Origin of the sequence: Motilibacter aurantiacus (genome assembly GCF_011250645.1) — a bacterium.
GTDB lineage: Bacteria > Actinomycetota > Actinomycetes > Motilibacterales > Motilibacteraceae > Motilibacter_A > Motilibacter_A aurantiacus.
Genome location: NZ_JAANNO010000058.1, coordinates 1 through 516, shown reverse-complemented (window position 1 = coordinate 516; position 516 = coordinate 1). Strand labels below are relative to the sequence as shown.

The 516-nt window shown below is 80.0% G+C and carries 1 pseudogene; it reads left to right on the top strand.

The features are described from left to right. Positions 1-64: 64 nt before the first annotated feature. Positions 65-516: pseudogene (locus tag G9H72_RS23575) on the top strand (hypothetical protein); the annotation flags it as partial.

The window sequence follows — 516 nt, the reverse complement described above, 5'->3', positions numbered from 1 at the left end:
GCGGGTCGGGGAGGCGAAGGCGCTCGCGCTCGCCTCGTGGGACGGCTTCGCGGCCGCCCTGCGCGTGGCCGGCCAGGCGGCGGCGGTGCGGCCGACACGCCTGGCCGGGTGGACGGTCGAGGACCTCGTCCGGCACACGGCGTGGGGCATGAGCATGGAGGCCGAGGCGCTGCGGCTCGCCGTCGTCGCCGAGGGCGCCCGGCACGGGGCGCGGGCCGCGGGGCGGGTGGTCGACGGCCTGGCCGGTGACGCGCTCGANCGTCGTCGGCGACGTCGTGCGGCGCGGCGCCGTCCCGGTGCTGCCCCTGCCCTACGGCGACGTCCCGCTCGCCGTGGCCCTCGACACCTTCGTCATGGAGGCGGCTGTGCACGGCGACGACCTCAGGGCCGCGCTCGTCGGCCACGCGGAGCCCGGCGACGGTCCCGACGCAGGACCCGACGCAGGTCTCGACGCGGGAGCCCGGGCCGAGGCCGTGCCCGCCCCGCTGCCCCCGCTGGACCCGCGGGTCGTCCCGT